Here is a 24,375-nt window from a genome sequence, read left to right as displayed (position 1 = left end):
GAGGGTTGGGTGGGGATGGGTTTCCCATCCGTCGCCCAGACCTTGAACCCATCCCCACCCCGGCCCTGCCCTTGAAGGGGAGGGAGAAAACCGAGGGGCGCCGGAGCACGCTCATGCCGGATCCCCGTCCGCCTCGATCGCATCATGCGCGGCGCGATCCTCGGCACCGGTGCGCTTCGCGCGGGCCAGGTAGTAGTCGTCCGCGCGGCGGTCGAGCAGGTCGTACACCACCGGGATCACCACCAGCGTCAGTAGCGTCGACACCAGCAGGCCGCCGATCACGGTGATCGCCATCGGCGAACGCACCTCGGCGCCCTCGCCCACCGCCAAGGCCAGCGGCAGGAAGCCGAACAGCGTGCACATCGTGGTCATGATGATCGGCCGCAGGCGCGAACGCGCGCCTTCCACCAAGGCTTCGCGCTTGGCCACGCCGGTCTCGCGCAGCTGGTTGACCTTGTCGATCAGGATGATCGCGTTCTTCACCACCAGGCCCACCAGCAGGATCAGGCCGATGAACACCACCACCGACACCGGCGATCGCGTCAGCAGCAACGCCAGCACCGCGCCGACCAGCGCCAGCGGGATGGTGAACAGGATCACGAACGGATGCAGCAGCGATTCGAACTGCGACGCCATCACCAGGTAGACCAGGAAGATCGCCAGTCCGAACGCCATCAGCAGCGAGCGGATCGATTGCGACAGTTCCTCGCCCTGGCCGCCGATGTGCATGCCGACACCGGCGCCGACCGGGTTGTCGCGCACCAGCTGCTCGACCTCGCGCACCGCGGCGCCCAGGTCGATGTCGCGCAGGTTCGCCGAGACGATCGCCACGCGCACCTGGTCGGCGCGGTGGATCTCGCTGGGGCCCGTGGTCTCGACCACGTCGGCGACCGCATCGAGCGTCACGGGTCGCGCGCTGCCGGGATTGACGATCAGCCGGCGGATGTCGGCAACCGACGCGCGGTCGGAGACCTGCGCGCGCACCAGCACGTCGATCTTGCGGTCGCGGAAGCTGTAGCGCGTGGCCACGTCGCCGCGCACCTTCTTGACCACGATGTCGGCGATCTGGCGCGTGGTCAGGCCCAGCGCGCCCGCCCGTTCCTGGTCGAAGCGGATCTGGATCTCCGGGAAGCCCTGCTCAACTGTCGACTTCACGTCGGCGTAGTGCGGGTTGTCGCGCAGCAGCGCCGCAAGCCTGCGGCCGGCGTCCTCGATCGATGACAGGTCCTGCCCGCGCAGCTCGATCTCCAGCGGGGTGGAGAAACTGAAGAGCTCCGGCCGGCTGAAATCGACCTGCGCGCCGGGATGGCGCTGCATCGTCGCGCGCAGCTTCTCGGTTTCCGCCGCCTCGACGTCCTTGCTGCCGCCATCGGCCATCACCACGGTGAGCTTGCCGATGTTCTCGCCGCTCTCGGTGGGGTTGGCGTCCAGTCGCGTGCCGCTGCCGCTGACGCCGTACAGCGTGCGGATCCCGGCGTCCTTGTCGTGTTCGTCCTGCAGTTCGCGGATCAGCTGGTCGGTCTGGCGCAGCGGCGTGCCGGGCGGCAGCTTCACCGTCATCTCGAAGCGGTCCTGCGCGAACTGCGGGATCAGGTCGGCGCCGAGCATCGGGATCGCCGCCAGCGTCAGCCCGAACGCGAGCGCGGCGAAACCAAGCACCAGCCCCGGCCGCCGCAGTGCACTGGGCAGCAGCTTCAGGTAGCCGCGCTCGGCGCGGCCATAAGGCGCCATCGCCAGGTCGCTGGCCTTGCGCATGACCGGGCCGACGACCGCGACAATGCCGCGCCACAGCCGCACGAACAGCCATGCGATGCCGAAGAAGACGCCGCGGGTGCCGGCACCAATCCCGCGCCCGGTCGCGGCGACGGGCTTCTGCCATTTCCGGTCCGGCTGCCATTGCGGATGCGGCGGCTCTTCCGGGAACGCCATTGGCGGCCGGCCCTTGAGCGCGCTGAGCATCGGGATCAGGGTCATCGCGACCGCCAAAGAAATCGCGATCGCGATCGCCACCGTCAACGCCTGGTCGCGGAACAGCTGTCCGGCGATGCCTTCGACGAACACCAACGGCAGGAACACCGCGATCGTGGTCAGGGTCGATGCGACCACCGCCATGCTGACCTCGCGGGTGCCGACGACGGCCGCCCGCAGCACGCCGAGCCCGCGTTCGCGCGCCTTGGCGATCGATTCGAGCACCACGATCGAATCGTCCACCACAAGGCCCGTGGCCAGTGCGAGGCCGCCGAGCGACATCACGTTGAGGCTCAGGCCCAGCTGGTCCATGAAGAAGAACGTGGTGACGATCGAGACCGGCAGCGACAGCGCCACCACGAACGTGCTCCAGCCGTCGCGCAGGAACAGGAAGATCACCAGGATCGCCAGCAGGCCGCCGATGACCGCGTCGAGCTTCACGTCGGCGATGGCGTGGCGGATGAAGGTCGACTGGTCGTCGATCGTGGTCAGTTCCACGTCCGGCGGGATCTGCGCCCTGATCTGTTCCAGCCGCTTGGCGATGGCATCGGCGGTGGCGACGGTGTTGGCGTCGCCTTCCTTGTAGATCGCCAGCTCGACGGCCTCGTTGCCGCCCATTCGGATGATCGCCTCGCGCTCCTTGTAGCCCTGGCGCACGGTGGCCACGTCCTTGAGCCGGACCGGCACGCCGCCGGCGACCGTGCTCGAACCAGATGACGAGGCGCTTTCGACCGAGGCCGCGGCGGCCATCGCGTTGGGATCGCCGGTGGCGGCGGCAACGCGCGCCATCTGCTGCGCCGCGCTTTCGGCGGCATTGCTGCCCGCGCCCTGCGTGGTCACCAGCATGTTGGCGATCTCGTCGACGCTGGCGAACTGGTTGACGGTGCGCACCAGGAACCGCTGCGAGCCTTGCTCCAGGCGGCCACCGGAAATGTTGATGTTCTCCTGCTGCAGCCGCTGGATCACCGTTTCGATCGGCAGGTGCAGCTGGGCGAGTTTCTGCTGGTCGATGTCGACCTGGATCTCGTCCTCGAGGCCGCCGCCGACCTTGACCGCGGCCACGCCCTCGACCGGTTCGAGCTTTTTCTTCAGGTCGTCGTCGGCATAGCGGCGCAGCTGGATCAGTTCGCGGATCGCATCGTCATCGGTCGCGGCCCTGGCCTTGCTCGACAGCGCCAGCCGCAGGATCGGCTCGGTCGACGGGTTGAAGCGCAGCAGCACCGGCGCCTCGGCCTCCAGTGGCAGCTGCAGCACTTCCATCTTGTCGCGCACTTCCAGCCCGGCCTGGTCCATGTCGGTGCCCCAGGCGAACTCGAGCACCACGTCGCTCTGGCCGGTACGCGAGACCGACTTCATCGTGCGCAGGTTCTTGACCACGCCGACCGCTTCCTCCACCGGCTCGGTGATCAGCGTTTCGATCTCCGACGGCGCGGCACCGGTGTACTCGGTGCGCACGGTCAGCGTGGGGTAGCTCAGGTCCGGCAGCAGGTTGACCTTCAGCGAGGCCAGCGCGATCGAGCCGAACAGCAGCATCGTGATCCAGAACATCGCCACGGTGACGCGGCGACGCGTGGAGAGGCCAACCAGGCCATGGCCGATGCCGTCGTCCGGCTGCGGCAAGTCGGACGAATCCGGATCACGCGTGCCGCCACTCACTGCTTGTCTTCCGTGCCGGTTGCGGCCTTGGCAACCGGCTTGTCCGCCGGCTCACCGATCACCTGCACCGCGCTGCCGTCGCGCAGCGCCACCTTGCCGGCGGTCACCACCGCCTCGCCCGGTTTCAGGCCACTGCGCACCTCGGTCCATTCGCCATCGGTGTAGCCGGTCTTGATGGGCACGCGCACGGCCTTGCCCTTGCGCACCGCGTAGACCGCCGGCGTGCCCTGGTCGTCGAGCAGCGCGACCCGCGGGATCACCAGCGCATTGGCGCGCTTGTCGTAATCGATCCGGATGCGCCCGAACATGCCCGGCTGCAGCGCGCCGCCTCCGGCAAACGTGCAGATCACGCGGAACGTGCCGCTGCCCGAGTCCACCACCGGCGCAACGCGGTCCACCGTGCCTGCGAACGACTGCCCCGGCAGCGCATCGACCTGCAGGTTGACCGGCTGTCCGGCCTTGAGCGTGGCGATCTCGCGCTCGGGCACGTTCAAGGTCAGCTCCAGGCGCGAGTCGTCGACGATGCGGAAGATCGGCGTGTTGATCTGCACGAAGTTGCCGGGCTTGATCGACCGCGAGGCGATCACGCCGGAAATCGGTGCGACCACGCTGGTGTAGGACAGCTCGAGGTTGGCCATGTTGTTGACCGCGCGCGCATTGGCGAGGTCATACTTGAGCTGGTCGAGGTCGTTGGCACTCACCATCTGCTGCGCGGCCAGTTGCTTCGCGCGCTGGTAGTTGGCCTCGAGCTTGCGCACCTGCGCCTCGCTTTGTGCGGCCTGCAGGCGCGCCCGATCCGCGTCCAGGCGCACCAGCACCTGCCCCGCCTTCACGTGCTGGCCTTCCTCGGCGAACACCGCCATTGCGATGCCCGAGGTCTTGGCGACCACCTGTGATTCGGCCCGTGCGTCCAGCGCACCGGTGCCGGCGTAGCTCGCCGCAACCGCGCGGTGCGAGGCCTTCGCGACCTCCACCGGGATCGCATCGGCGGCCTTTTCGGCGTCCGGCGCCTTGGCCTGGGCCGTGCCTTCCCCATTGTCCTTGCAGCCGCTCACCGAGGCCACGCCGGCCACCAGCGCGACCGCCAGCAGCGTCTTCGCAAAGCCCGAAAACACGGTGTTCTTGTCCATCTTCTGAGATAACCCCTACGGTGTTGTAGCAAGGTATATCACCCACCTCGGGAACAGCATGCGCCAGAGGTCATGGTGACTGGCGGCGGGCGCCGGCCGGGACGTCGGCAGGTAGGTGCATTTTGGGTTGGTCTCAAGCTGTCGCTATACTGTTGCGGTTACGCATCGCGACCTGCGGTTGCGTGAACAAGCCAGTTCCATTCCAGCCATTCACGATTGCGGATACCCGACATGACGCGACCGGTGCCGATCGCCGCCAGCCTTGCCCTTGCCGCGCTCTCCTTCGCGGCGTTCGCCCAGACCGAGACCACGCCCGCCACCGGCGAGCCCGCCCCGGCGACGGCTCCTGCGACTGCCGCCCCGGCAGCCAGCACGCCGGCCGCCCCGGTCGGCTCAGCCGAACGCGGCAAGCAGCTCACTTTCACCTGCCAGGGCTGCCATGGCGTCACCGGTTACAAGAACGCATACCCGAACTACCACGTGCCACGCATCGGCGGGCAGTCGGCGGTGTACCTGACCAATGCCCTGGGCGAGTACAAGAAGGGCACGCGCAAGCATCCCACGATGGAAGTGCAGGCACAGAGTTTTTCCGAGCAGGACATCGCCGATATCGCGGCCTATCTTTCGGAGTTGAAGCAGTGAGCCGCGCCATGACCCATTCAGCCTCCCTCCTTGCCCTCGCCCTCGCCTCCGCGTTCGTGCTTGCCGGCTGCTCCGGCGGCGACACCCCGGCCGAGCACTCCTCGTCGGACCGCGGCGAAGGCCATACCACCTCGTCCGCCGGCCTGCCCAAGGGCCACATCGACGCCGGCGAAAAGCTCGCCCACACCAAGGGCAAGGCCACCGGCCAGTCCTGCGTGGACTGCCATGGCGAGGAAGGCAACGCCCCGATCGACGCCAGCTATCCCAAGCTCGGCGGCCAGTACTACGACTACATCGCGCACTCGTTGCAGCAATACCGCGACGGCAACCGCGAGCACGCGCTGATGTCGCAGCAGGCCAAGGATCTGACCGACCAGCAGATCGCCGACGTGGCCGCGTACTTCGGTTCGCGCCCCACCCACCTGCGCGACCTGCACGGGGTCAACAACTGACGCCCGCCGTGGCTGATGTGTCCTGATCGAAAGGCCCGCTCATGCGGGCCTTCTTCGTTGCAGGGACCGCCAAATGGCGGCGTACGCCCGACGCTCCCGGCTCTTGTAGGAGCGGCTTCATCCGCGAGCTTTTCGGAGCCGGAGAGCTCGCGGATGAAGCCGCTCCTACAAGCTACTTCGGATGGCGAGAATCGTATTGCGTCGGCATTTTCTCCTTGCCCTACTCCGTCCCCGGCGGCCGGGCGAGCGCATCCTGGTTCTCCTGCAACTCGGGCTTGAACGGCACGTCCGGCGGCTTGCGCGCCTCGGCCTCGACATCCTGCATGTTGGGGTCGGTGATGTCGCACGCGCCGCCGAGCGCCAGCAGGACCACCGAGCATTTGATGCTCTTGGACGTGCCGGGGATCGGAATCAATACTTCCTTGATGCTCCGGCGCACCCACTCCTGCAGCAACGTCTCGTTGGGGACCCAGAACTTGTCGAAAGCGGTCGGTGTGTAGTCGATCGGCGGGCGCTTGAGCCAGGTGCCGTTGCGGTCGATCTTCTCGAAATCCTCGGTGATCGTGCCCGGCGGCAGGCCGCCGCCGACATTGCCATCGCCCGACGCGAGCTTCGGCGTGCCATCGGCGTTGAACAGCCCCGGCGTGCCGGCCTGGCCGCCGGGACGGTTACGCGTCGACACGCCCCAGTCGTCGCCGCGCGTCGGCGAAGGCAGCGCGCCGGGCTTCGGCGACGATGTCGCACCACTCCCGGTGGAGACACCGGCCTTGCTGGAACCCGCACTGGCCGCTTCGCTGCCTCTGGCAGGCTTGCCATTCGACGTGCTGGCCGTGGCCGTGGAGGACGACGAAGGCGAGCTGGCATTCGCCGCACCCGCATTCGCGCTCGGCTGCGCTTGCGTCGCCTCGCCCGGCGGGGCCTGGCTGGGCGCCGGAATGGCACGAACGGCGACTTTCGGCGCCTGCGCGCGCAGGTCCGGCGCCGCACTCGGGCGTACCGGCACGTTCGGCACGCTGACCGGCGCCAGCGGCGCCGGAATCTCGCGCATCGTGACCGTCGTCGGCTGCTGCTGCAGGCGCGGCGATGGCGTCCGCGGCGGTACGGCCTTGACCGGCTGCAATGCCGGGGCCACCACCGGCGTCGGCACCTCGACCATTTCGATCCTGGGCGCAGGCGCGCTCAGGTCCGGGAGCGGCGTGATCGGCTGCGGAACGGGGGTGATGCTCACCGGCGGCACGGTGAATGCCTGGTCCGGCTCGGGGGTTTCCGTGACCTGCAGCGGCTGCTCGACCGGCGGCGCCTGCGCGGGCGGTGACGGCGCCGGCGGCTCCACCGCGACCTCGGCCGCCGCCGGGGGCGGCGACGGCGCGCTCTGCGCCGTGGCTTGCGGCGACCGCGGCGCGGCCGCGGCGCTGGCGGCGGGCTGTGGCGTTTCCTGCACGCGCATCTCGCCCGACGGCGGGCCTCCGCCGGTGTCGTCCGGCGTGCCCTCGCCGATGTATTCGACCTGGATCACGTCCTCGCCCGCGCTGGCCTGCTCGGGAACCGCCATGAAGCGCACGTAGGCCAGGTACAGCAGGGACACCGCAAGGAACAGGTGGACGAGCAGCGTGACCACGCTGGCAATGATGCGGATGCCGGGCTCGTCGTCCTCGCCGGCCGGGTGCCACTGCTGCCGCCACAGGGTATTGAACGCCTGCCAGTGGTTGAGTTCGGCCATCGCGCGCGGCGGCAACTTCGGCTCGCGGGCGGCGAAAATCGCAAGGATCGCCTCGGCCGCGGCGCCGGTGACCGCCCCGACACGCACCTCCATCGTGTCGAACCAGGCCGCCCATCCCGGCGGGAACTCGCCCGCCGGCCGCTCCGGCCGCAACGACCGGCGCCTGCGTCGTCGCAGTGCGTCGATCAGTTCGGCAGAGGAGAAAGTCATCCAGTGGCCGCTGGCGCCGCTACCGCGTCACGCCGAGCCGCGGGCGATGTAGGGCGCCGCGCCGCTGTCGTGGTCGGTCGCGTCGCGCACCGCGGTCACGCCGGGCACTTTCTCCATCAGGGTCTTCTCGATGCCCTGCTTGAGGGTGACGTCGGCCATGCCGCAGCCATGGCAGCCGCCGCCGAAGCGCAGCACCACCACGCCGTCGGCGGTGACTTCCTGCAGCGCTACGTTGCCGCGATGCTGCGCCAGCTGCGGGTTGATCTCGTGTTCGATCAGCCAGCGCACGCGCTCGACCAGCGAGGCCGATTCGGCCGGCGCCTCGCCCTTGATCTTCGGCGCCCGGATCTGCAGCTGGCCGCCGGTGGCCTGGGTGGTGTAATCAATCTGCGCGCCGTCGAGGAACGGCGCGCTGTCGGCGTCCAGCCACAAGGTGAAGCCCTCGCAGTCGATCGCCCACTCGTCGCCATGCAGGTCGGCCGGCTCGGCGAACTCGAGCCGCACGTCGGCACGCGCCGTGCCGGGATCCTTGGCCGCCAGGCGCACGCCCATGCCGGGCACGGCTTCGCGCTCGATCAGCTTGCGGAAGTGCGACTGCGCGGATTGTGAGATGTCTATCATTGCCTGCTGCCCTGCCTGGTGCGGCCGGCGCGCGCGGAAGCCCGCGCGGATTCGGAAGTTGCCGGCCGTGGAGCGTATTCTAGCGACCCCGCCGATTCGCGTTCGTTCCGGTTCCGTAAAACCGGGGCGGCGAACATTTCCCGTTCAGCACGCCGCCACCGCGGCCCGCCACTGACAGGAGCCGACATGTCCGATCTGATCCCCCTCGCCCAGGCCCACTGCACACCGCGCAAGGGCAGCGAACACAAGCTCACCCAGGCCCGCGTCCAGGAACTGCTGCCGCAGGTCCCGGGCTGGGAACTGATCGAGGACGGTCACGCGCTGGCCAGGACATTCGCGTTCAAGGACTACTACCGCACGATGTCGTTCGTGAACGCCCTTGCCCACATGGCCAATCGCGAAGACCACCATCCCGACCTCGGCGTGCACTACGACCGCTGCGTGGTGCGCTGGTCGACCCACGATGTCGGCGGCCTGAGCGAGAACGACTTCATCTGCGCGGCGAAGGCGGACCTGCTGGCGTAGGGCATTTGCGCAGGGCGGCGCACGGCATATGACCCGAATCGCTCCCCCATACTCACCTGGTCGGGCCGCATTCCACGGGCCGCTCCACACATTCCGGTGATCGTGAAGAATGCTTGTCGCCTCTCGCTTTCCGCGACAGGCGCCGCGATGTCGGGAGCATCGGCCGGGTAGCCCGTCAACCAAGCGAGTATCGGGGAGCGACTTGACGGGTTGCCCGGTCGATGCCGAACGAATGCATCCGCTGTGCGCTCTACATCCGCAACTAGCGTTGAAAGGCCGAAAGGCCATTCGCTCAGCCGCTGGTGAACTGCTCCGCCAGCATCCGCTCCTCGAGGTTGTGCTCGGGATCGAACAGCAGGGTCACGGTGCGGTCGCGCGATTCGCGGATCATCACCTCCACCACGTCGCGCACCTCGTGCGAATCAGCCGTCGCGCTCACCGGCCGTTTGTAGGGATCGACGACGTGGAAGCGGATTTCGGTCCCGGCCTTGAGCACCGCGCCACGCCAGCGCCGCGGCCGGAACGCGGCGATCGGCGTCAGCGCGACCACGTTCGACCCCAACGGCAGGATCGGGCCATTCGCGGAAAAGTTGTATGCGGTACTGCCGGCGGGCGTGGCGACCAGCACGCCATCGCAGACCAGTTCGTCCAGGCGGGTCTGCCCGTTGAGGTCGATGCGCAGGTGCGCGGCCTGCCGCGTCTGTCGCAACAGCGACACCTCGTTGTAGGCCAGCGAGCCGACGCTGGCGCCCGATTCGGTCTGCGCCAGCATCTCAAGCGGCTTGAGTACCGCGGGCTCGGTCGCGGCGAGGCGCTCGAACAGGCCGCCGGCCGCATCCTCGGCGCGATAGTGGTTCATCAGGAAACCGACGCTACCCAGCTTCATGCCGTAGACCGGCTTGCCGAGCCCGCCGTGGCGGTGCAGCGTTTGCAGCATGAAACCATCTCCGCCTAGCGGGCACAGCACGTCCGCCTCTTCCGGCGGATACTGCCCGTGCGCCCGCGACAACGCGGCCAGCGCGGCCTGCGCGTCGTCGGTCTGGCTGGCGAGGAAGGCGATACGCGGTTTCGCGGTCATCGGCGGCTCCATGGACGTGCCATGAGCATAACCCGGGCCACGGAAGCGGCCCGGTCCCCTGCTGTCGATCCGTGCCGGCGGGCTTGCGGGCCCGCCGGCACGGGATGCCGCATCAACCGTTCGCGGTCAACTGGGCGAGCCTGCGCACGGCCACCGACGCGGTCGGGTAGTCGAGCGTCTTCTGCGCGGCCAGCTCGTTGAGCATCGACAGGGTGAAGCGCAGCGCTGCATCGTCGCGCCCGATCCAGTTGCGCACCTTGGCATCGACACCACTGCCCGCAACCGACAGCACCTGCCCCACCAGTGCGCGCTGCTGCGCGGCCAGTTCGTCGCGCAGCACGCCGCGTGCGACCGCGTGCCAGCGGCCCTCCACCGGCAGCTGGTCGATCTGTTCGAACAGCCACGGCAGCCGCAGTGCATCGCCCAGGCGGAAATGCACCTTGGCCACCTCCACCGGCTTGAGCTTTCGCTCGCGGGCCACCTCGATGATGTCGCAGCACGGCTCCAGGTACGGCAGCGCGGCAAGCTGCAGCGCGAGCTCGGTCGGGACGCCACGGGCCCTCCATTCGGCCAGGCTGGCCTCATAGGCGGGGCGTTGCGAATCCGGGAGGATGGCGTCGCCGGCGCGGATGTCGCGGAAGCCGTCGTGGTAGCGGTCCACGGCCGTCGCGATGTCGGGAATCGCGCCGGGACGGGCCAGCAGCCAGCGCGTCATCGAACGCTGCAGCGACCAGATGGTCTGCAGGGCATCGATCTGCACCGCTTCGGGCACCTTGCTGTCGAGGCTGTCGATCTGCGACCACAGGTTGCGCGCGTCGAGCGTCTCGCGGGTGATGGTGAAGGCCTTCGCCACCTCGCCCGGGCTGCGGCCGCTGTCTTCCTGCATGCGCAGCAGGAAGGTCGCGCCCATCCGGTTGATGGTGGAGTTGGTCACCGCGGAGGCGATGATCTCGCGCTTCAGGCGGTGCTGTTCCATCGCCTTGGCGTACTTCTTCTGCAGCGGCTCGGGGAAGTAGCGCACCAGTTCCTTGGACAGGTACGGATCCTCCGGCACGTCCGAATCGACCAGCTGCTCGAACGCCACCAGCTTGGAGTACGACAGCAGGATGGCCAGCTCCGGCCGCGTCAGGCCGAGGCCGCGCGCCTTGCGCTCGGCGATCTCGGCGTCCGACGGCAGGTACTCGATCTGGCGATCGAGCAGGCCCTGCGATTCCAGCGTCTGGATGAAGTGCTGCTTGGAGCCCAGGCGCGACACGCTCATCCGCTCCATCAGGCTCAGTGCCTGGTTCTGGCGGTAGTTGTCGTTGAGCACCAGGCCCGCGACCTCGTCGGTCATCGACTTGAGCAGCTTGTTGCGCTCCTCGACCTTCAGCTTGCCCGCCTGCACCTGGCCGTTGAGCAGGATCTTGATGTTGACCTCGTGGTCCGAGGTGTCCACGCCGGCCGAGTTGTCGATGAAGTCGGTGTTGATCAGCACCCCGTTCTGCGCCGCCTCGATGCGGCCGCACTGGGTGAAGCCGAGGTTGCCACCCTCGCCGACGACCTTGCAGCGCAACTCGCCGCCGTTGACGCGGATCGCGTTGTTGGAGCGGTCGCCGACATCGGCGTTCGTTTCGCCGCTGCCCTTGACGTAGGTGCCGATGCCGCCGTTCCACAGCAGGTCGACCGGCGCCTTGAGCACGGCGCTCATCAGTTCGTTCGGGCTGATCGCGGTGACCCCGTCCTCGAGCCCGAGCGCAGCGCGCATTTCCGCCGAGACCGGGATCGACTTCGCCGAGCGCGGGAACACCCCGCCGCCCTTGCTGATCAGCGCCTTGTCGTAGTCGTCCCAGCTCGAACGCGGCAGCTTGAACAGGCGCTGGCGCTCCTTGTACGACCTGGCCGAGTCCGGGTTCGGATCTACGAAGATGTGGCGGTGGTCCATCGCCGCGACCAGGCGGATGTGCTTCGACAGCAGCATGCCGTTGCCGAACACGTCGCCGGACATGTCGCCGATGCCCACGCAGGTGAAGTCCTGCGACTGGCTGTCGCGTCCGAGCGCGCGGAAGTGGCGCTTGACCGACTCCCAGCCGCCGCGGGCGGTGATGCCCATGCCCTTGTGGTCGTAGCCGACCGAGCCGCCGGACGCGAACGCGTCGTCGAGCCAGTAGCCGTGCTCGCGCGCGATGCCGTTGGCGATGTCGGAGAACCGGGCGGTGCCCTTGTCGGCGGCGACGACCAGGTAAGGATCGTCCTCGTCATGGCGCACCACGTCGCGCGGGTGCACGACCTTGCCGTCGACCAGGTTGTCGGTGACGTCGAGCATGCCGTTGATGAACATCTTGTAGCAGGCGATGCCCTCGGCCTGCAGCGCGTCACGGTCGGCGGGAGGCTGCTTGACGAAGAAGCCGCCCTTGGAGCCGACCGGCACGATCACCGTGTTCTTCACCATCTGCGCCTTGACCAGGCCCAGCACCTCGGTGCGGAAGTCCTCGCGCCGGTCGGACCAGCGCAGGCCGCCGCGCGCCACCGCGCCGAAGCGCAGGTGCGTGCCTTCCACGCGCGGCCCGTAGACGAAGATCTCGCGGTACGGACGCGGCTTCGGCAGGTCCGGCACGCGCGCGGAGTCGAACTTGAAGCCGATGTAGTCCTTGTGGCTGCCGTCGACGTTGGCCTGGTAGTAGCCGGTACGCAGGGTGGCGTCGATGACGCCCATGAAGCTGCGCAGGATGCGGTCCTCGTCGAGGCTGGCGACGCGGTCGAGCAGCGCCTTGAGCCCGGCGCGCGCGGCCTCGTACTGCACGTCGCGCCCCTTGGCGCGGGCTTCGAGCAGCGGCCGCAGCGTCTTCAGCGCCTCGGCATCATCGCCGCACAGCGCCTGGATCTGGCTCGCAAACTGCCGGTCGCCGTCCGCCGCCTTGCCGGGCTTGTCCCTGCGCGGGTCGAAACGGGCTTCGAACAGTTCCACCAGCAGTCGCGCCAGCAACGGATAACGGGTGAAGGTTTCCTCCACGTAACTCTGCGAGAACGGCACGCCGACCTGCAGCAGGTACTTGCAGTAGCCGCGCAGCATGGCGACCTGGCGCCAGCTCAGGCCGGCGCCGAGGACCAGGCGGTTGAAGCCGTCGTTCTCGGCATTGCCGCGCCAGACCTGCAGGAATGCCTCCTCGAACACGTGGCCGACCGCGCCGATGTCAAACTCGCGCGCCGCCTCGACCTCGAAGTCCTGCAGGTAGGTCTGCGTGTCGTCGATCCGCAGCAGGTACGGATGCTCGGTGATCACACGCAGGCCCATGTTCTCCATCATCGGCAGCGCGTCCGACAGCGGGATGTCGTTGTTCTGGCGATAGAACTTCAGGCGCAGGCCGCCGACGCCGGCATGCTGCCGGCGCAGGCTCAGCGCGAGATCATCCGGGCCCTGCAGCGATGCGAGATGGCGGACGTCGTCGGCCGCGACCTCGGTCCCGACTTCCTGCAGGTAGCTCGTCGGCAGCGCGCGGCCATAGCGCACCGCCTGCGCGAGGCCTTCCTGCTCGCCGCTCGCGGCCACCAGCGCGTCGCGCAGGTCGTCGTGCCAGTTGCGCACGATGTCGGCCAGTTCGGCCTCAAGCGCTTGCTGGTCGAGTTCGAAGTTCTCGCCGGCGCGCGGGCGCACGATCATGTGCAGCTGCGCGAGCGGCGATTCACCAACCTGCATGTTGGTGTCCACATGGTCGGCATGCAGCGCGCGCTTGAGCAGCGCCTCGACGCGCTTGCGCAGGTCGGTGTTGTAACGGTCGCGCGGCAGGTACACCAGCGCCGAATAGAAGCGGCCGTAGCGGTCGCGGCGCAGGAACAGCTTGCTGCGCACGCGCTCCTGCAGGCCGAGGATGCCGGTCGCCAGCGCCAGCAGTTCCTCTTCGTTGGACTGGAACAGTTCGTCGCGCGGCAGCGATTCGAGGATGTGCTTGAGCGCCTTGCCGCTGTGGCTGTTCGGCTTGAGGCCGGACTCGCGCATCACGTACTCGAAGCGCTCGCGCACCAGCGGGATGTCCCACGGACGGCGGTTGTAGGCGCTGGAGGTGTAGAGGCCGAGGAAGCGCTCCTCGCCGACCGGCATGCCCTTGTCGTCGAACTCGAGCACGCCGATGTAGTCCATGTAGCCCGGGCGGTGCACCGTCGAACGGGCGTTGGTCTTGGTCAGGATCAGCGCATCGACCGCGCCCGACTGCGGCATGTAGTGGGCGGCCAGCGACTTGAGCAGGCGCGGCTTGCCGACTTCCTTAGAACGCAGCAGGCCCAGGCCGCTGTCCTCGACGGCGCACAGGATTTCCTCCTTGCCCTTCTTCTTCACCGCGTACTCGCGGTAGCCGAACAGGGTGAAGTGGTCGTCCGCAGCCCAGCGCAGGAACTCCTGCGCCTCGCGCCGGCCGGCCTCGTCGACCGGCATCCGGCGGGTGGCGATGCCATCGGCCACCTGCAGCATCTTCTCGCGCATCGGCGCCCAGTCGGCGACGATCCCGCGCACCTCGGCCAGCACCGACTGCAGCGTGGCCGTGATGTCGCCGATCGCATCACCGGTCTGGCGATCGATCTCCATGTGCATCAGCGATTCCGGATTGCCGCTGCCCACCTCGACCAGCTTGCCGGCCTTGTCGCGGGTGACCGGCACCACCGGATGCCCCAGCACGTGCACGCCGATGCCCTTCTCGGCCAGCGCCATGGTCACCGAATCGACCAGGAACGGCATGTCGTCGTTGACGATCTGCAGCACGGTGTGGGGCGATTCCCAGCCGTGCTGCTTCGTGTTCGGGTTGAACAGGCGCACGTTGGCGCTGCCGCGCTTGCGGTTGCGCGCGAAGTCCAGGAAGTCGGTCGCCAGCGCCGCCCAGCCATCGGGGCTGTGCAGCGGCAGTTCGTCCGCGGTCAGGCGGTGGTAGAAGGCGTCGGCGAAGGCGATCGCATCGTCCTGGCGGGTCTTGCCGGCGCGCTTGCGGACCGCCTGGAAGATGGGGTCGAGCATGGCTGCGACCTCACGGCTGGGCTTGCGGCGCTGGGCATCGGCCTTGCGCCCGGTCGGGCGTGAGGTGGCGGGTTTGCGTTGCGTACTCATGGGAGAAAGGATCCGATGATGGGGAGCCCGTGCACATGCCGGGCCCCGGGTGGAGGTTCACCACACAGGCGTTGCGGACGTGCCCGGCTCAGGAAGGGCATGGCCAGGAAGGACTTGGCCAGGGCGGGCATGACTGGCTGGCCACGCCGGGCACGACGATCCGGATTTCGCGGCGATCGTGGCCGCGCGAGGCGGGACAGGCGGTTCTGTCCGTTCTGGGAATCATGGTCGGGCCGCCTTTGTTCAACGCAGCCCGGTTTCGTGGCGGGCGATGACCAGGCGCTGGATCTCGCTGGTGCCCTCGTAGATCTCGGTGATCTTGGCGTCGCGGAAATAGCGCTCGATCGGCATTTCCTTCGAGTAGCCCATGCCGGCATGGATCTGCACCGCCTGGTGGGCGATCCACATCGCCGCTTCCGAAGCAGTGAGCTTGGCCACCGCGGCCTCGGTGGTGAAGCGCTTGCCCTGTCCCTTCAGCCACGCCGCGCGCAAGGTCAGCAGCAGCGACGCATCGAGCTTGCATTTCATGTCCGCGATCTTGGCCTGGATCATCTGGAACGCGCCGATCGGCTGGCCGAACGCCTTGCGCTCGCGCACGTATTCCAGGCTGGCCTCGTAGGCCGCACGGGCGATGCCGATGGCCTGGGAGGCGATGCCGATGCGGCCGGCGTCGAGCACGCCCATCGCGATCTTGAAGCCGTGGCCTTCTTCGCCCAGCACCTCGTCGGCCTGCACGACATAGTCGGTGAACTCGATCTCGCAGGTGGCCGAGGCGCGGATGCCGAGCTTGGGCTCGGTCTTGCCGCGATGGAAACCCTCGCGCGCGGTGTCGATCAGGAACGCGGTGATGCCGCGCGCGGCCTTGTCCGGGTCGGTCATCGCGAACAGCACGATGTACTTCGCCACCGGGCCGGAGGTGATCCAGCTCTTCTTGCCGTTGACCACATAGGTGCCGTCCGCCTGCTTCACTGCCCGGCAGCGCATCGCGGTGGCGTCGGAGCCGGACTGCGGCTCGGTCAGCGCGAACGCACCGATCTCTTCACCCTCGGCGATCGCGCGGACGTACTTCTGCTTCTGCGCCTCGGTGCCGTGGGTCAGGATGCCGTTGCAGAACAGCGAGTTGTTGACCGACATGATGGTCGAATGCGCAGCATCCGCCGCGGCAATCTCGACCATCGCCAGCACGTACGCCACCGGATCCATGCCCGCGCCGCCGTACTCGGCCGGGACCTCGATCCCCATCAGGCCGTTCTCGCCCAGCAGGCGGATGTTCTCCAGCGGGAATTCACCGCTCTTGTCGAAGCCCTCGGCGCTGGGCCCGATCTTTTCCTGCGCGATGCGCCGCGCAACGTCCTGGATCATCAACTGTTCTTCGGTGAACCCAAAATCCACGTTGCGCGCTCCGCCTTGAAGTCAGATGCGGAATTGTAGCCGGGGGGCGAGCGGAACCGAAGGGAGGACCTGACCTCCAGCCAACGATGCGAGCCTTCGCGGCCATCGCTGCGCATATCCGGAGTCCGATCCGCGCATGATCCTGCCCGCATGCAGCGGCCAGCCCTCGCGACTTCATCCACGTGCTTGACCTTCCCGTCTTCGCGGAGGACACTTATCTCTGTATCGCGATAGGAAGATATTTATGGATCTCGAAGGCTGGTCGAGCCGCCTGAAGGTGCTCGCCGATTCGACCCGCGTCCGCCTGCTGACCCTGCTGGAAGGCGAGGAACTGACGGTCGCGGAGCTGTCCGCGATCACCCAGCTGGCCCAGCCGCGCGTGTCCACGCACCTGGCCAAGCTCAAGGAAGCCGGCCTGGTGCGGGACCGCCGCTCCGGCGTGTCGGCCTACTACCGCTTCGACGAAACCACCCTCGACCCGGCCCAGCGCAGCCTGTGGCAGGCCCTGAGCGCCGGCAGCGACGACCCGCTGCTGCGCCAGGACGCCGAGCGCGTGGCCGGCGTGCTGGCGATGCGCGCCGCGGACCAGAACTGGGCCGATTCGGTCGCCGGCGACATGGAACGCCACTATTCGCCCGGCCGCACCTGGGAAGCGCTGGCGCGCTCGGTGCTGCCCTTGTTCGAAACCGGCGACGTGCTCGACATCGCCTCCGGCGACGGCGTTCTGGCCGAACTGCTGGCGCCGCACGCGCACCGCTATGTCTGTATCGACAGCAGCAAGCGCGTGGTCTCCGCCGCCGCCGAGCGCCTGCGCCAGTACCGCAACGTCGAGGTGCGCGAGGCCGACATGCACGCCCTGCCCTTCGATCCCGGCAGCTTCGACCTGGTGGTGCTGATGCACGCACTGACCTATGCCGCCAAGCCCGCGCAGGCAGTGGCCGAGGCCGCGCGCGTGCTGCGCCCCGGCGGCCGCCTGCTGCTGTCCAGCCTCGCCCGCCACGAGCACCGCAGCGTGGTCGAGGCCTATGGCCACGCCAACCTCGGCTTCACCGAAAAGGAACTGCGGCGCTTCGCCGAAAAGGCGGGCCTCGCCCTGCAGACCGCGGAAACGGTGACGCGCGAAAAGCGCCCGCCGCATTTCGAAGTGATTTCGCTGATCGCGAAAAAACCGTGACGGCATCCGTCGCCAGCACGGCATTCAAAGCCCTCCCCTTCAAGGGGAGGGTTGGGTGGGGATGGGCTTCCCGTCCGCCCCGATCAAACCCATCCCCATCCCGGCCTTCCCCTTGAAGGGGAAGGAGGCAAGCAAGGCTTCGGAGTGAAACGATGAAACAACTTCCCTGGCTGCACCCCGACCGCGTCGCCGCGCTCGAATCCGCGCTGGCCGAACGCATCCTGGTGATCGACGGTGCGATGGGCACCATGATCCAGCGCCACCGCCTCGAGGAAGCCGACTACCGCGGCGAACGCTTCGCCGAAGGCTTCGACAGCCTCCAGGCCGATTCGCAGCACGGCCACGGCCCGCGCTGCGGCCACGACCTGAAGGGCAACAACGACCTGTTGCTGCTGAGCCGGCCCGAAGTGATCGCCCGGGTGCATACCGAATACCTGGACGCCGGTGCCGACCTGGTCGAGACCAACACCTTCAACGCCACCGCGATCAGCCAGGCCGACTACCACCTGCAGCACCTGGTCTACGAACTGAACAAGGAAGGCGCGCGCATCGCCCGCGCCTGCTGCGATGCCGCCGAGGCCGGCACGCCGGACAAGCCACGGTTCGTCATCGGCGTGCTCGGGCCGACCAGCCGCACCGCCTCCATCAGTCCCGACGTCAACGACCCGGGCTTCCGCAACACCAGCTTCGACGCGCTGCGCGAAACCTATCGCGAAGCAATCGAGGGCTTGGTCGATGGCGGCGCGGACGTGCTGATGGTCGAGACCATCTTCGACACGCTCAACGCCAAGGCCGCGCTGTTCGCGATCGAGGAAGTGTTCGAGGCGCGCGGCGGACGACTGCCGGTGATGATCTCCGGCACCATCACCGATGCCTCCGGACGCACCCTGTCCGGGCAGACCGCCGAAGCGTTCTATGCCTCGATCTCGCATGGCAGGCCGCTGTCGGTCGGGCTCAACTGCGCGCTGGGCGCGAAGGACCTGCGCCCGCACGTCGAGACGCTGGCGCGGATCGTCGAGGGCTACGTCAGCGCCCATCCGAACGCCGGCCTGCCGAACGCCTTCGCGGAGTACGACGAGACGCCCGAGGAAATGGCGGCGACGCTGAAGGAGTTCGCCGAATCCGGCCTGCTCAACTTCGTCGGCGGCTGCTGCGGCACCACGCCCGACCATATCCGCGCCATCGCCGAAGCGGTCGCCGGCATCGCGCCGCGCAGGCTGCCCGGCGCGCTGCGTGAAGCCGCATGAACGCCCAACCTGCACTTGCCGTCATTCCCGCGACGTCGGGAATCCAGCCCCCGTCCTGGATCCGGCAGCGTGCCAACGCAAGAGTCGCCGGATGATCAGACATTCGTCTGTTGAAAGCCCCGCCTTCGCGGGAATGACGAACCGAGACCAATGAATAACGAAACCCGCCATACCCGCCTCTCCGGCCTCGAAGCGCTGGTCATCACTCCCGAACTGCTGTTCGTCAACGTCGGCGAGCGCACCAACGTCACCGGCAGCGCGCAGTTCAAGAAGCTGATCAAGGAGGACCGCTTCGACGAGGCCGTCGAGGTCGCGCGCCAGCAGGTCGCCAACGGCGCGCAGATCCTCGACGTCAACATGGACGAGGGCATGATCGATTCCGAGAAGGCGATGGTGCGCTTCCTGACCCTGATCGCGTCGGAGCCCGACATCGCCCGCATCCCGGTCATGGTCGACTCCTCGAAGTGGAGCGTGATCGAGGCCGGCCTCAAGTGCCTGCAGGGCAAGGGCGTGGTCAACTCGATCTCGATGAAGGAAGGCGAAGCGGCGTTCATCGAGCACGCGCAAAAGGTGCTGCGCTACGGCGCGGCCGCGGTGGTGATGGCGTTCGACGAACAGGGCCAGGCCGACACCTGCGAGCGCAAGGTCGAGATCTGCACGCGCGCCTACCGGATCCTGACCGAGCAGGTCGGCTTTCCGCCCGAGGACATCATCTTCGACCCCAACATCTTCGCCATCGCCACCGGCATGGAGGAGCACAACAACTACGCGGTCGACTTCATCGAAGCGGCGCGCATCATCCGCAAGACCCTGCCGCATTGCCACATCTCCGGCGGCGTCTCCAACGTGTCGTTCTCGTTCCGCGGCAACGAGGTGGTGCGCCAGGCGATCCACTCGGTGTTCCTGTACCACGCGATTTCCGCCGGCATGGACATGGGCATCGTCAACGCCGGCGCGATGCCGATCTACGACGACCTCGACCCGGAGCTGCGCGAGCACGTCGAGGACGTGATCCTCAACCGTCGCCCCGACGCCACCGAGCGCCTGCTGGCGCTGGCCGAGCGCTACAAGGGCAAGAAGGGGCAATCGCAGGCCGAAGACCTGTCGTGGCGCGAGAAGGACGTGCGCGCGCGCCTGAGCCATGCGCTGGTGCACGGCATCGACCAATATGTCGAGGGCGACACCGAGGAGGCGCGGCTGCAGTCCACGCGCCCGCTCGACGTGATCGAAGGCCCGCTGATGGACGGCATGAACGTGGTCGGCGACCTGTTCGGCGCCGGCAAGATGTTCCTGCCGCAGGTGGTGAAGTCGGCGCGGGTGATGAAGAAGGCCGTGGCCTACCTGCTGCCCTTCATCGAGGCCGAGAAGCTGCGCACCGGCGACGTCGGCAAGTCCAACGGCAAGATCGTGATGGCCACCGTCAAGGGCGACGTGCACGACATCGGCAAGAACATCGTCGGCGTGGTGCTGGCCTGCAACAACTTCGACGTGATCGACCTGGGCGTGATGGTGTCGGCGCAGAAGATCCTCGACACGGCGGTTGCCGAGAACGCCGACATCATCGGCGTCTCCGGCCTGATCACGCCGTCGCTGGAGGAAATGGGCAACGTCGCCCGCGAAATGCAACGGCAAGGGTTCACGATCCCGCTGATGATCGGCGGTGCCACCACCTCGCGCGCGCACACCGCGCTGAAGATCGACCCGCATTACAAGTCGCCGACGGTGTGGGTGAAGGACGCCTCGCGCGCCGTTGGCGTGGCGCAGTCGCTGATCTCGAAGGAGCTGAAAGCCGCGTTCGTCGCCGCCAACGACGCCGACTACGCCGAGATCCGCGAACGCCACCGCAACCGCGGCGACGCCAAGCGGCTGGTGTCGCTGGAGAAGGCGCGCGCGCAGCGCTTCGACGGCCATTGGGACGAGTACGTGCCGCCGGCACCGGTCAAGCCCGGGATCACCGTCTTTGACGACTATCCGCTGCAGGACCTGGTCGAGATCATCGACTGGACCCCGTTCTTCCAAGCCTGGGAGCTGGCCGGCAAGTTCCCGGCGATCCTCGAGGACGAGGTGGTCGGCAAGTCGGCCAGCGAGCTGTACCGCGACGCGCGCGCGATGCTGGACCGGATCATTGCGGAGAAGTGGCTGACGGCGAAGGCCGTGTTCGGGCTGTGGCCGGCGAACAGCATCGGCGATGACGTGGAGGTTCGCGCTGTTCCCCCTCCCCTTCAAGGGGAGGGCAGGGGTGGGGATGGTGTTTCCGCCGGTTCCGATGTGTCGGGATCCAATTTGAACCCATCCCCACCCAACCCTCCCCTTGAAGGGGAGGGCTTGACCACCCTGCACTTCCTGCGCCAGCAGGTCGACAAGCCGGTCGAACGTCCCGACTTCTGCCTCGCCGACTTCATCGCGCCGAAGGACAGCGGCCGGCAGGACTGGATCGGCGCGTTCGCGGTCACCGCGGGACTGGGCATCGAGCCGCACCTCGAGCGATTCCACGCCGACCACGACGACTACAACGCCATCCTGCTCAAGGCGCTCGCCGACCGCCTGGCCGAAGCGCTGGCCGAGCACCTGCACCGGCGCGTGCGCAAGGAGTTCTGGGGCTTCGATCCGGACGAGTCGCTCGACAACGACGCCCTGATCGCGGAGAAGTACCGGGGCATCCGCCCTGCCCCGGGCTATCCCGCCTGCCCCGAGCACAGCGAGAAACGCACGCTGTTCGCGCTGCTCGATGCCGAAAACAACGCCGGCATGGAACTGACCGACGGCTTCGCGATGCTGCCGACGGCTGCGGTGTCCGGCTATTACTTCAGCCACCCGAAGAGCCAGTACTTCGTCGTCGGCCGGGTGTCGAAGGAACAGGCGGCCGACTACGCCCGCCGCAAGGGCGCCTCGCTGCAGCAGGCCGAACGCTGGCTGGCGTCGAACCTGGACTACGACCCGGAGTAGCAGTCGCACGCTGTAGGAGCGGCTTCAGCCGCGAGCTCTTGGTATTCATCCACAAGAGAAAGATCAAGAGCTCGCGGCTGAAGCCGCTCCTACCAGGTCACAAGCCACTCACGGCTTCCCGTGTTCCAGCGGCCGCTCCCGGTGCATCAGCGCCCACTCGGCATGTTCGGCCAGCGTGGCTTCGCCGAGCACCTGCAGGATCTGCTGCCGCTGGCGCCAGTCGGTGCAGGCATCCAGCGCGTTGCGCGCGTTGCGGTAGATCCGCTGCATGAAGCGATATTGCCGGACCAGTTCCTTGTCAGCCTTCCGGAACGCATACGCGGAGCGCACCGCGGCGATGATCGACAAGGTGCCCAGCGCGATTTCCAGCGCGTTGCGCGTGGGCAGCGGCAACCGCGGATAAGCCAGGGCAAGCAGCAGGCAGATCGCGATGCCGGCCCACAGGCAAACCGCGCCCAGCACCCGGGTCATCCGCTCCTGCCGGCTGCGCTCGATCGCCCGGCGCGTGTACCAGGCCAGCTCCGCCCCGCCGTTGCCGTTGCCGTCGTCCTCGCCCACCCACTCGTCGCAGACATGGCCGACATCACCGGGATCGATCGGCGCGGTGACCTGCAGCCCCGCAAAGCGCATGACGTTGCGGATCCAGCCCAGCTCCACGTCCTGCTTCTGGAGGAAGTTGTCGTGGGCGAAGTTCTGGTCGCCGGTCGCCGATATCCCGGCACGACGCCAGAACCATTGCACCCGTAATCCCTCCGCCAGCGAGCGGTAGTCGATGTACTTGCGATGCCATTCGCGCCTGCGTGCGATGTGCGCCAGCAATACTCCAGCGGCGAAGACGACCAGGAACATCCACAGCAGCCACTGCGGCTCACGCACGTACTGGTACACCAGCAACGTGATGCCCATCAGCGCCACCATCACATGGGTCGTGCGCAGGGCCAGCAGCACGCGTTCACGGAAGTGCATGGCCAGCCGGTCGGCGCCCACGTACAGCCGCTGCACTACGGTCCCGTCGGCCTCTGCGGATGGCAGTTGCGCCTCCGGATACCTGCGCAGGTCGCGCGCGAACGACTGCAGGCGCTCGAAGATGGCGGGGAAGCCCGCCGGCATGGGCAAGTCGCCCGGGCTCCTGCCCCGCGAGGTCAGCCACGCCGGCTGCTCGTCGGGCGCCAGCACATCCCCCTGGTGCTGTCGCCGCCCGGTGGGCACGTGGAACACGAGGCTGTCGTCGTCGTTGGCCAGCACCCTGCGCACCCGCGTGCGCGCATCGCCCGCGCCCGGCATCGACTGGCCCAGGTAGTAACCGACCACCTGCGCCGTGCCGCCGAGCCGCGACGAAGGGCGGCCATCCCACAGCGCCAGCAGGAGGTGGCAATGATCGGCCACGTACAGGCCGCAGCGCGCGTACTGCAGGTCGCGCAATGGCCCGGGTTCGCGCAGCGCTTCGATACCGACTCCGTCGGGCAAGGGCAGCGGCAGCGCTTCGCCCTGGCGCAGCAGGTCGAGGAAGTGCGACCGCTGCACCTCGCCATGGAAATCGTGCAGGTAGAAGTCGACCGGCAAGGGCAGCGGCACCAGCAGGCGCGCGCCCTGGCGCAGGCCCTCTTCGGCGACCAGCTGGTCGCCGCCTTCGGCCAGTGGCGACAGCACCGCGAGTTCGAGGTCCGGATAGGCCTCGCGCAGGCGATCGAACAGCCGCGCAACCTGCCCGCGCAGCCCTGCGAGTTCGTCCTCGCGCAGGTCGCGGTGGCTGGTGACGCCGACGATCAGCGGGATGGCGTCGGCATCCTGCGGGGCGGGCACGTGCAGCTTCCTACTTGTTGATGATGCGCGGATCGATGCGGATGAGCCGCTGCGTGCCGTCATGCTCGGTCGCCAGCACGTTGAGCCTGTAGGCGTACTGGTTCTTGTCCGGTCCGCCCGGGTTGTCGTTGATGACCGAGACCATCTGGCCGGTCGTTTCACGAACCACGTCATGGAACGGCGGGTTGGCGAACGCGGCGGGGCAACCTGTCGAGTCCGGCAGGCCGATCACCAGCGCCGGCCGCTCCCGATCGAGCGCGCCATCGCCGTCGGCGGCATCCGGCATTCCTTCCGTGAACATCACGCGCTTGAAGTACTTCGGGTGCCAGACGAGCTTGAACTTGATCTGGCATTTTCCGCAGGTGAGGCAGACGACGTCGCCATCACCATTGACGTACTTGTCGGGATGGAACGAGTGGCCGGGATTGCCGCCCCCGGGTGGCGGCGGTGTCACGTGGACGTCCACAAAGATGATCGGATCCCGGAGAAAGCTCTCCACGATCTTGTCTTCGGGACTCTGGGTTTCGTTCACGATGGGCATGGTGCGATCCTCCGTCTGGTCGGGAAATACCTGCTCCTTGAAGCTGCACGTTGCGCCGGTCTTCCTGTGGCCAGCAGTCGGAAAGACGCCGTCTGCCTCTCCCGACGGCCTTGTGCGGAGCGCCTTCCCTAGATGCCGGGCCAATGCATCCGCAACGCTCCCCAGCCGTGGCGCCCCGCGCGGCCCTCGCACCGCAGGC

The 24,375-nt window shown here is 67.9% G+C and carries 14 protein-coding genes and 1 pseudogene; 6 read left to right on the top strand and 9 right to left on the bottom strand.

Going from position 1 to position 24,375, the window contains the following annotated elements:
- Positions 1 to 111 precede the first annotated feature (111 nt).
- Complete coding sequence (locus tag ACTJIL_RS04475) at positions 112 to 3,624, bottom strand: efflux RND transporter permease subunit (protein ID WP_440754381.1); 3,513 nt, start codon at positions 3,622 to 3,624, stop codon at positions 112 to 114.
- Positions 3,621 to 4,754 carry an efflux RND transporter periplasmic adaptor subunit gene (locus ACTJIL_RS04470; protein ID WP_440754380.1) on the bottom strand — a complete coding sequence of 378 codons (1,134 nt, stop codon included), beginning with the start codon at positions 4,752 to 4,754 and terminating at the stop codon, positions 3,621 to 3,623. Before ACTJIL_RS04470 ends, ACTJIL_RS04475 begins: the two co-directional genes overlap by 4 nt.
- A gap of 231 nt (positions 4,755 to 4,985) precedes the next feature.
- Between ACTJIL_RS04470 and ACTJIL_RS04465 the strand changes: the two genes are divergently transcribed.
- Both ACTJIL_RS04465 and ACTJIL_RS04460 read left to right on the top strand, forming a co-directional pair.
- Complete coding sequence (locus tag ACTJIL_RS04465; protein WP_440754379.1) at positions 4,986 to 5,396, top strand: c-type cytochrome; 411 nt, start codon at positions 4,986 to 4,988, stop codon at positions 5,394 to 5,396.
- An 8-nt stretch (positions 5,397 to 5,404) separates the two neighbouring features.
- The gene (locus ACTJIL_RS04460) at positions 5,405 to 5,848 is read left to right on the top strand and encodes a c-type cytochrome (RefSeq protein WP_440754378.1); all 444 of its coding nucleotides are present in this window, start codon (positions 5,405 to 5,407) and stop codon (positions 5,846 to 5,848) included.
- A gap of 220 nt (positions 5,849 to 6,068) precedes the next feature.
- On the opposite strand, the gene ACTJIL_RS04455 is transcribed toward ACTJIL_RS04460, so the two are convergent.
- Both ACTJIL_RS04455 and ACTJIL_RS04450 read right to left on the bottom strand, forming a co-directional pair.
- The gene (locus ACTJIL_RS04455) at positions 6,069 to 7,778 is read right to left on the bottom strand and encodes a hypothetical protein (protein WP_440754377.1); all 1,710 of its coding nucleotides are present in this window, start codon (positions 7,776 to 7,778) and stop codon (positions 6,069 to 6,071) included.
- Between the two features lie 27 nt (positions 7,779 to 7,805).
- Complete coding sequence (locus ACTJIL_RS04450) at positions 7,806 to 8,399, bottom strand: NfuA family Fe-S biogenesis protein (RefSeq protein WP_440754376.1); 594 nt, start codon at positions 8,397 to 8,399, stop codon at positions 7,806 to 7,808.
- A 186-nt stretch (positions 8,400 to 8,585) separates the two neighbouring features.
- On the opposite strand from ACTJIL_RS04450, the gene ACTJIL_RS04445 reads away from it, so the two are divergent.
- The gene (locus ACTJIL_RS04445) at positions 8,586 to 8,924 is read left to right on the top strand and encodes a 4a-hydroxytetrahydrobiopterin dehydratase (RefSeq protein ID WP_440754375.1); all 339 of its coding nucleotides are present in this window, start codon (positions 8,586 to 8,588) and stop codon (positions 8,922 to 8,924) included.
- Positions 8,925 to 9,216: 292 nt separating this feature from the next.
- On the opposite strand, the gene ACTJIL_RS04440 is transcribed toward ACTJIL_RS04445, so the two are convergent.
- From ACTJIL_RS04440 to ACTJIL_RS04430, 3 genes are all read right to left on the bottom strand, one after another.
- Positions 9,217 to 10,002 (bottom strand): NAD kinase, encoded by a 786-nt coding sequence (locus ACTJIL_RS04440; protein WP_440754374.1) that lies wholly within the window; start codon positions 10,000 to 10,002, stop codon positions 9,217 to 9,219.
- Positions 10,003 to 10,114: 112 nt separating this feature from the next.
- Entirely contained in the window at positions 10,115 to 15,073 is a 4,959-nt protein-coding gene (locus ACTJIL_RS04435) for an NAD-glutamate dehydrogenase (protein WP_440754373.1), read from the bottom strand.
- Positions 15,074 to 15,316: 243 nt separating this feature from the next.
- Entirely contained in the window at positions 15,317 to 16,465 is a 1,149-nt protein-coding gene (locus tag ACTJIL_RS04430; protein WP_440754372.1) for an acyl-CoA dehydrogenase family protein, read from the bottom strand.
- Positions 16,466 to 16,709: 244 nt separating this feature from the next.
- On the opposite strand from ACTJIL_RS04430, the pseudogene ACTJIL_RS04425 reads away from it, so the two are divergent.
- From ACTJIL_RS04425 to metH, 3 genes and pseudogenes are all read left to right on the top strand, one after another.
- Positions 16,710 to 17,636: pseudogene (locus tag ACTJIL_RS04425) on the top strand (ArsR/SmtB family transcription factor); the annotation flags it as partial.
- A 155-nt stretch (positions 17,637 to 17,791) separates the two neighbouring features.
- Positions 17,792 to 18,886, top strand: a complete 1,095-nt coding sequence (locus ACTJIL_RS04420; protein ID WP_440754371.1) for a homocysteine S-methyltransferase family protein — start codon at positions 17,792 to 17,794, stop codon at positions 18,884 to 18,886.
- 150 nt (positions 18,887 to 19,036) lie between these two features.
- Positions 19,037 to 21,832, top strand: a complete 2,796-nt coding sequence (gene metH / locus ACTJIL_RS04415; RefSeq protein ID WP_440754370.1) for a methionine synthase — start codon at positions 19,037 to 19,039, stop codon at positions 21,830 to 21,832.
- A gap of 108 nt (positions 21,833 to 21,940) precedes the next feature.
- Here metH and ACTJIL_RS04410 read toward each other — a convergent pair whose 3' ends face one another.
- On the bottom strand, positions 21,941 to 23,635 hold the full coding sequence (locus tag ACTJIL_RS04410; protein WP_440754369.1) for a hypothetical protein: 1,695 nt from the start codon (positions 23,633 to 23,635) through the stop codon (positions 21,941 to 21,943).
- A gap of 10 nt (positions 23,636 to 23,645) precedes the next feature.
- A complete protein-coding gene (locus tag ACTJIL_RS04405) occupies positions 23,646 to 24,176 on the bottom strand; it encodes a hypothetical protein (RefSeq protein ID WP_440754368.1) in 531 nt (176 codons plus the stop codon).
- Between the last annotated feature and the right edge of the window lie 199 nt (positions 24,177 to 24,375).

Origin of the sequence: Luteimonas sp. 22616 (genome assembly GCF_052044325.1) — a bacterium.
Lineage (GTDB): Bacteria > Pseudomonadota > Gammaproteobacteria > Xanthomonadales > Xanthomonadaceae > Luteimonas.
This window is presented reverse-complemented; position numbering and strand designations above follow the sequence as displayed.

Coding starts and splice junctions, on each gene's coding strand:
- ACTJIL_RS04460 (WP_440754378.1), top strand. CDS start 5,405: ATGACCCATTCAGCCTCCCTCCTTGCCCTCGCCCTCGCCTCCGCGTTC.
- ACTJIL_RS04445 (WP_440754375.1), top strand. CDS start 8,586: ATGTCCGATCTGATCCCCCTCGCCCAGGCCCACTGCACACCGCGCAAG.
- ACTJIL_RS04450 (WP_440754376.1), bottom strand. CDS start 8,399: ATGATAGACATCTCACAATCCGCGCAGTCGCACTTCCGCAAGCTGATC.
- ACTJIL_RS04440 (WP_440754374.1), bottom strand. CDS start 10,002: ATGACCGCGAAACCGCGTATCGCCTTCCTCGCCAGCCAGACCGACGAC.
- ACTJIL_RS04405 (WP_440754368.1), bottom strand. CDS start 24,176: ATGCCCATCGTGAACGAAACCCAGAGTCCCGAAGACAAGATCGTGGAG.
- ACTJIL_RS04470 (WP_440754380.1), bottom strand. CDS start 4,754: ATGGACAAGAACACCGTGTTTTCGGGCTTTGCGAAGACGCTGCTGGCG.
- ACTJIL_RS04465 (WP_440754379.1), top strand. CDS start 4,986: ATGACGCGACCGGTGCCGATCGCCGCCAGCCTTGCCCTTGCCGCGCTC.
- ACTJIL_RS04455 (WP_440754377.1), bottom strand. CDS start 7,778: ATGACTTTCTCCTCTGCCGAACTGATCGACGCACTGCGACGACGCAGG.
- ACTJIL_RS04420 (WP_440754371.1), top strand. CDS start 17,792: ATGAAACAACTTCCCTGGCTGCACCCCGACCGCGTCGCCGCGCTCGAA.
- ACTJIL_RS04435 (WP_440754373.1), bottom strand. CDS start 15,073: ATGAGTACGCAACGCAAACCCGCCACCTCACGCCCGACCGGGCGCAAG.
- metH (WP_440754370.1), top strand. CDS start 19,037: ATGAATAACGAAACCCGCCATACCCGCCTCTCCGGCCTCGAAGCGCTG.